The 6,303-nt window shown below is 72.6% G+C and carries 7 protein-coding genes; 2 read left to right on the forward strand and 5 right to left on the reverse strand.

Features of this window, described 5'->3' with window-relative positions; all coding sequences use genetic code 11:
- The 5 genes from H5J29_RS17330 to H5J29_RS17350 form a co-directional block, all read right to left on the reverse strand.
- Positions 1–434, reverse strand: a 434-nt coding sequence (locus H5J29_RS17330) for an NAD(P)/FAD-dependent oxidoreductase (RefSeq protein ID WP_181781992.1), incomplete at its 3' end; no start/stop codon positions are given.
- Complete coding sequence (locus H5J29_RS17335) at positions 427–645, reverse strand: ferredoxin (RefSeq protein ID WP_220187546.1); 219 nt, start codon at positions 643–645, stop codon at positions 427–429. The genes H5J29_RS17335 and H5J29_RS17330, both read right to left, overlap by 8 nt.
- A gap of 5 nt (positions 646–650) precedes the next feature.
- A complete protein-coding gene (locus tag H5J29_RS17340) occupies positions 651–1,910 on the reverse strand; it encodes a cytochrome P450 (RefSeq protein WP_181781994.1) in 1,260 nt (419 codons plus the stop codon).
- A gap of 67 nt (positions 1,911–1,977) precedes the next feature.
- A complete protein-coding gene (locus tag H5J29_RS17345) occupies positions 1,978–2,916 on the reverse strand; it encodes a fumarylacetoacetate hydrolase family protein (RefSeq protein WP_181781995.1) in 939 nt (312 codons plus the stop codon).
- A gap of 19 nt (positions 2,917–2,935) precedes the next feature.
- A complete protein-coding gene (locus H5J29_RS17350; protein ID WP_181781996.1) occupies positions 2,936–4,468 on the reverse strand; it encodes a class I adenylate-forming enzyme family protein in 1,533 nt (510 codons plus the stop codon).
- Between the two features lie 139 nt (positions 4,469–4,607).
- Between H5J29_RS17350 and H5J29_RS17355 the strand changes: the two genes are divergently transcribed.
- Together H5J29_RS17355 and H5J29_RS17360 are read left to right on the forward strand one after the other, a co-directional pair.
- Positions 4,608–5,261 carry a TetR/AcrR family transcriptional regulator gene (locus H5J29_RS17355; protein WP_181781997.1) on the forward strand — a complete coding sequence of 218 codons (654 nt, stop codon included), beginning with the start codon at positions 4,608–4,610 and terminating at the stop codon, positions 5,259–5,261.
- Positions 5,262–5,504: 243 nt separating this feature from the next.
- Positions 5,505–6,303 (forward strand): hypothetical protein (locus H5J29_RS17360; RefSeq protein WP_220187547.1); only part of this gene is annotated, 799 nt, incomplete at its 3' end.

Raw genomic sequence — 6,303 nt, forward strand, 5'->3', positions numbered from 1 at the left:
GGGTCCGGCACGAAGTGGGCGATGTCGCCCGCGACGATCCCGGGGGCGGGCGACATCGGGCGCGGCGCGGAGTGCCCGATGCCTGCCGCGACGACGACCGCGCGGGTGCGGATGGTCCGCCCGCCCGAGGTGCGCAGGACCAGGCCGTCGCCTGCCCGGTCGAGCTCGGCGGCGCGCTCACCCAGGACGTAGGTGGGGGCGAAGCGGTCCGCCTGCGCCACGAGCCGGTCCACGAGCTCCCGCCCGCGCACCGCCGGGAAGCCGGCGACGTCGAGGATCTCCTTCTCCGGGTACATCGCGCTGACCTGGCCGCCGGGCTGCGGGAGCGCGTCGACGAGCGTGACGCGCTTCCCGCGGAACCCGGCGTAGTAGGCGGCGAACAGGCCGGTGGGCCCGGCGCCGACGATCGTCACGTCGGTCTCGGTCTCACTCAATCGGTTCCCCCTGGCCGTCGTGCACCTCGATGGCCGCCAGCGGGCAGGCGTCCTGCGCCTCCAGGACGTCGTCGAGCCGGTCGGCGCCGGGCCGCGCGTCGAGCAGCACCACCCAGCCCTTGTCGTCGGCACCGAACAGGTCCGGCGCGATCCGCCTGCAGGCGCCGCTGCCCGCGCACTGGTCACTGTGGACGAGGACGGTCGGTTCCACGTCGCTCACAGGACCACCGGGCGGGCGTCCCAGCCCCGGGCGATCGAGTTCGACGCCCGCCGCACCGCGGGCGCCTCGCCCGCCCGGATGTCCGGGAAGGCGCGCAGGATGTGCTCGAACACGACCTGTCCCTCCAGCCGGGCGAGCGGCGCGCCGACGCAGAAGTGGATGCCGTGGAAGAACGCGAGGTGCTTGTTGTCCTCGCGCGGCACGACGAACTCGTCCGGCCGGTCGAAGCGGCGCGGGTCCCGGTTCGCCGAGGCCGGGCAGGGGAAGAGCATCGACTCGGCGGGCAGGGTCCGCTCGCCGAGCTGCGCCTCCACCGCGGTCTTGCGCAGGACGAAGTGCAGCGGCGGGTCGATCCGCAGCATCTCCTCGAGCACGTCCGGCAGCAGCGACATGTCCTCGGCGAGTCGCTCGCGCACGTCCGGATTGTCGAACAGCAGGGTCAGCCCGCTGCCGATCAACGTGGTGGTGGTCTCGTTGCCCGCCACCAGGAGCAGGGCCAGCTGGGCGAGCAGCTCGACGTCTCCCAGGGTGTCCCCGTCGACGGTCTCGGTCTGCACGAGGGTGGTGATGAGGTCGTCGCGGGGCTCGGCCTTCCGGGCGGCGACGAGCTCGCCCAGGTAGTCGAACAGCTCCAGCGAGGTGGCGATCGCCTGGCTGCGCCGCTCCCCCTGGACGATCGGGTCGAACGTGGACGCGTACGCATACGACCACTCGCGGAACTTGCCGCGCATCTCGTTCGGCACCCCGAGGATCGCGGCGATCACCGCGACCGGCACGTCCGCGGCGAAGCCCGGCATGATGTCGAACTCCTCGCCGCGCGGGTAGCGGTCGATCAGCTCGGCGGTCACGCCCTCGATCAGCGTGCGCCAATTCTCGACGGCCTGCGGGGTGAACGCGTGCCGGAAGGTCGAGCGGATCCGGGTGTGCACGGGCGGGTCGGCGAACATGAACAGCCGCGACGCCGCGTCGAGGAAGCGCAGGTGCTCGGGGTTCTGCGGGTCGTGGGCGCTGGGGGCGGAGTCGTAGAACAGGTCGCTGGAGAAGGTGCGCGGGTCGCTGCCGATCTTCCGGACGTCGGCGTAGCGGGTGACCATGTAGGCCTGCAGGTCGTCGGACCAGTGGATGCCGTCGCCGATCTCGCGCAGCTCGGCGTAGACCGGGTAGGGGTCCTGGACCTGGCCACCGAACAGGGCGCTCATCAGCTCGACCGCTCGGGGGGTGGACCGTTGGACGTCATGGGTCAGGTTGGTGGTCATGCGTTCTCTCCGTCGTCGTCGTCGGGAAGTGCACCGGGGGGTGGGTCCCGGTCGGGTGGGTCGGGCCTCAGAAGCCCGACCGCAGGGGGATCAGCGGTGGGGCGGCACGGACCGTCTGCTCGGTCGCACCGATCCCCTCGCCCCGCAGCGACACGACGTCGCCGGGCTGGAGCCAGCCCTTCCAGTCCGCGGGGCTGTCGGTGTCGACGTGCTCGAGCAGGCAGCCTCCGGGCACGGTGCCCGAGCCGATCACGTCACCCGGGCGCAGGTCCGTACCACGGGAGAGGTAGGCCAGCAGCTCGCCGAAAGTCCAGTCCATGCTGGACGACGAGCCGCGGGCCAGCTCCTCGCCGTTGACCGCGGCCGAGAGCTCCAGGGCGAGCCTCCCGTCGCGGCGGTAGGGCTCCAGCTCGTCGACGGTCACCAGGGCGGGACCGAGGGTGATCGCGCCGTCCTTCGACTTGCCCATCCCGATGCCCTGGGTGAAGTCGCGTTCCTGCAGGTCGCGGGCGCTCCAGTCGTTGTAGAGCGTGTAGCCGGCGATGTGCGCCTCGGCCCGGTCCGGGTGCAGGTCCCGCCCACCGCGACCGATCACCGCAGCGAACTCCAGCTCCAGGTCGAAGCGCTCGCACCCCGGGGAGATGGCGACGTCGGTGTACGGGCCGACCGCCGCGGCCGGATTGGCGAAGTAGAAGGCGGGCGCCTGTGACCAGGCCGGGGCCAGCTCGGTGGACCGGCCCATCGCCCGGTAGCAGTTGCGGATGTGCTGCAGGAAGCACAGCGCGTCCCGGATGGACGGCGGACGCGGAATGGGGGCGAGCAGCCGCACCGCCGCGAGCGGCAGCACCTCGACGGGTTCGCGGCGGGCGGCCTCGCCCGCCTCGCCGAGCCCGCCGCTCTCCAGGAGGGCGAGCACGGTCACCGCGGGCGGCAGGCCGCGCACGCTCTCGCCGTCGAGCACGCCGGCGCGGGGTCCGGCACCGGCGTCGTAGGTCACCCACTTCACGGGGTTCTCCTCTCGGGATTCAGGACGACGCGGCGAACTCGGCCCGCAGCGCGTCCTTGCGGATCTTGCCGACGCTCGTGCGTGGCAGCTCCTCGCGCACCACGACCGTCTCGGGGACCTTGAAGCGCGACAGCCGTTCCCGGCACCACTCGATCAGCTCCGCCGGTTCCGCGCGGGATCCGGGACGGAGCACCACGTGGGCCACGATCGCCTCGTCGTACACCGGGTCCGGGATGCCGTGCACGGCGCTCTCCAGCACGGCCGGGTGCGCACCGAGCACCTGCTCGACCTCACTCGCGGCGACGTTCTCCCCCGCACGCTTGACCATGTCCTTGGCCCGGTCGACGAAGAACGCGCGGCCCAGCTCGTCGAGCCGGACGAGGTCCCCGGTCCGCAGCCACTCGCCGTCGAACAGGGCGGCGGTCGCCTCCGGGCGGCCGTCGTAGCCGGGGGTGACGTCGACCCCCGGGGTCCCGCCGATCTGCAGCTCCCCCGGTGTCCCGGCCGGGACCGGATCGCCCTGCTCGTCGACGACGCGGGCCCGCACACCCGGCAGCGGCAGGCCGATGGAGTCCCACCGGCGGCGCTCGTCGAGCGGGTTCACGAAGGGCGGGACGACGGTCTCGGTCATGCCGTAGAGCTGCACCAGCGGTGCCCCGAACCGGGCCTCGAACTCGGCGGCCTGCGCCTCGGCGAGGTTCTGCGCGAACAGCACCAGCCGCAACGCGGTGTCGACGTCGGCCGGGTCCGGCTCGGACCTGGCCAACAGCATCCGGATCGGGGCGGCGAACAGGCTGGCGATCGTGGGCCGCAGGTCCCTGGCCTGGCGTGGCCAGCCGGTCGCGGAGAACCGTGAGGTCAGGGCCACCGACGCGCCGCTGACCAACGCGGACATCAGGCAGTAGTACTGGGCGTTCCCGTGGAACAACGGCAGGGTGACCAGCCACCGGTCCTCGGCGGTGAGACCCAGGTGCTCGGCCACCGCACGACCCGCGCGCAGGTAGTTCGCGTGGGTCACCTGCACGCCCTTGGGGACGCTGGTGGTCCCGGAGGTGAACATGATCGCCGCGACATCGGTCCGGTCGTGCGGCGGCGGGGGCGTCGCTCCTGCGCGGCGCGCGACGATCTCGTCGAGGGTCAGCACCGCCCGGTCTCCGGCTGCCGCCTCCACCGTCGCCCGCAGCGCGGGATCGACCACCGAGACCACGGCTCGCGAGTCGGCGAGCTGGTGGGCGACCTCCCCGCTGGTCGACAGCGGGTTGACGGGCACGACGACCGCTCCGAGCCGGGCACAGGCGAACCAGACGTCGAGGAACTCGGGCCGGTTCGGGGTCATCAGGTGAACCCGGTCCCCCGGGCCCACACCGAGCCCGGCCAACAACCCGGCGGTCTCGTCGGCGCGTCGGAGCTGCTCGACATAGCTGATCTCGACGGGCTCGTCGGCGTCGGCGGCGAACAGGAGGAACACCGCGTCCGCCCGGGACCGCGCGCCCGCCCGGAGCAGCCCGTACGCACCGTCCACCGGGTGCTCGGCGGGGTGGTTCGCCGTCATGGTTCTCCGTTCCTCGTCGACCAGAGTCACGAATCCGTACTGGAGTACACCTTCGCTGCGGCGAAGGGTAGGACGCCGTCCGCCCACGAAGCAAGACTGGAGTACAACTTCGTGGCCCGGACATGGTCTACTGGCCGCGATGAAGCCCGAACCGGCAGGCACGATCCGCGACCTCGTCGCCCCGCTGGGGGGCGCACGGGAAGGCGACGCTCCGCTCACGAGGAGGACCCGTAAACGCCACGAGCGTCGCGACCGGGTCTTCGACGCGGCCATCGCGCTGTTCGTGGAACGCGGCTACGACGAGACCTCGATGGACGACATCGCCACTCGAGCCGGTCTGGCGCGGACCACCGTGTTCAACCACTTCCCGCGCAAGGTCGCGTTCCTCGAGGAGTGGACGCTGCGCCGCCGCCAACGCGCAGCCCTCTCCTTCGACCCGGGCGACCTCACCGACCGACCGCTACGGCAGGTGCTCGGTAGCTATCTCGCCGCGCTCGCAGCGCTGAACGAGGAGACCCGCGCCGAGACCGCCGCGGTCTTGCCGGTGACCCTGAAGAACACGGATGCGCTGGTCGACCATCCTCTTGCCCGCGACATCGCCGTGTTCGCCACCGAGAGCCGCCCACCGCTGCGCAGCGGGACGGACCCGCACACCGTCGGCCGACTGATCTCGCTCGGCTACTTCTCCGCCGTCATGCGGTGGATCGCCGCCGAGCCGGCCCCGTTCGACCTCGCCGAGGACCTCCACGCACTTCTCACGACCGTGCTCGACGGCGCCCTCGAACCGACCTGACCACGGGCCTGTGGACGGGACGGCGGTGACGTCGATCCGCGCGGCACCGCACCCGCTCGGCCTGGGTCCCCGGGCACAGCAGCGTCTCGGCTGCGGCCCGCCGGCGCCGCACGCTCGGGTGATCGCGACCGAAGCTCGATCAGCACGGCCCCCGCCGACAGCGGCCCAGGTCCGGTCGGCCGAGGGGACCGTGGTCCGAGCGGTGGGGTCGACAGCGGTCCGTCCGCGTGCCACTGTGCGCCCATGATCGCTCGGGGGGCCGGGGGTGTGAGCCGCGCACTCCTGCTGTTCGTGGTGCTCAGCGCCGGTGTGGTGGGGGTCGAGGCGGCCCTGTTGGTCGGCAGCTCGCAGGCGCCGTACTGGATGCTGCTGACGCTGCCGCTCACCGGGCTGGTCTACGCCGTGGTGGGCGCGTTCGCGTGGAGCCGCCGCCCGAGCAACGGCACGGGACCGCTCTTCTGCGCCGGGGCCGTCGTGTGGCTGGCGACCGGGCTCGTCAACACCGATGCGCCCGCGCTGATCGCGGTGGGGCAGCTGGTGGCGACCGTCCCGATCGCGCTCGTGCTGCACGCCCTGCTCGCCTTCCCCGCCGGCAGGCTCGGCACCCGCCTCGACCGGGTCCTGACGGGGGCCGGGTACGTCCTCACGACCGTGCTGGTGCTCCCCCAACCGCTGTTCACGCCGAGACCCGCGCCCTACGACCCATTGTTCGTCGCCGACCGTCCGGACCTGCTGGCGGTGTGGGAGCCGGTGCTGGTCGTGCTGACGGTCGTGCTCGTGCTCGCGACGGCGGTCGTGCTCGTCCGCAGGCTCGCCGCGGGGGCCCCGCACACGCGCAGGACGCTGGGACCCGTCTACGCGTACGGGGCGTTCTCGGTGGTCGGGGTGTGGGGCGCACTGCACGTCCTGCCGTTGCTGGGCGTCCCCCTGCTCGTCCTCCCGCTGGTGCAGATCGTCCTGCTGGCGGGTGTCCCCGTCGCCTTCGTGGCGGGGGTCCTGCTCGGCGGCTTCGCCCGGACGGTGGAGCTGCAGGAGCTGGCGA

This window comes from Pseudonocardia pini, from assembly GCF_013870575.1.
GTDB lineage: Bacteria > Actinomycetota > Actinomycetes > Mycobacteriales > Pseudonocardiaceae > Pseudonocardia > Pseudonocardia pini.

Bases quoted from the DNA above. Each gene is read 5' to 3' on its own strand.
- H5J29_RS17340 (WP_181781994.1), bottom strand. From the start codon at position 1,910: ATGACCACCAACCTGACCCATGACGTCCAACGGTCCACCCCCCGAGCG.
- H5J29_RS17350 (WP_181781996.1), bottom strand. From the start codon at position 4,468: ATGACGGCGAACCACCCCGCCGAGCACCCGGTGGACGGTGCGTACGGG.
- H5J29_RS17355 (WP_181781997.1), top strand. From the start codon at position 4,608: ATGAAGCCCGAACCGGCAGGCACGATCCGCGACCTCGTCGCCCCGCTG.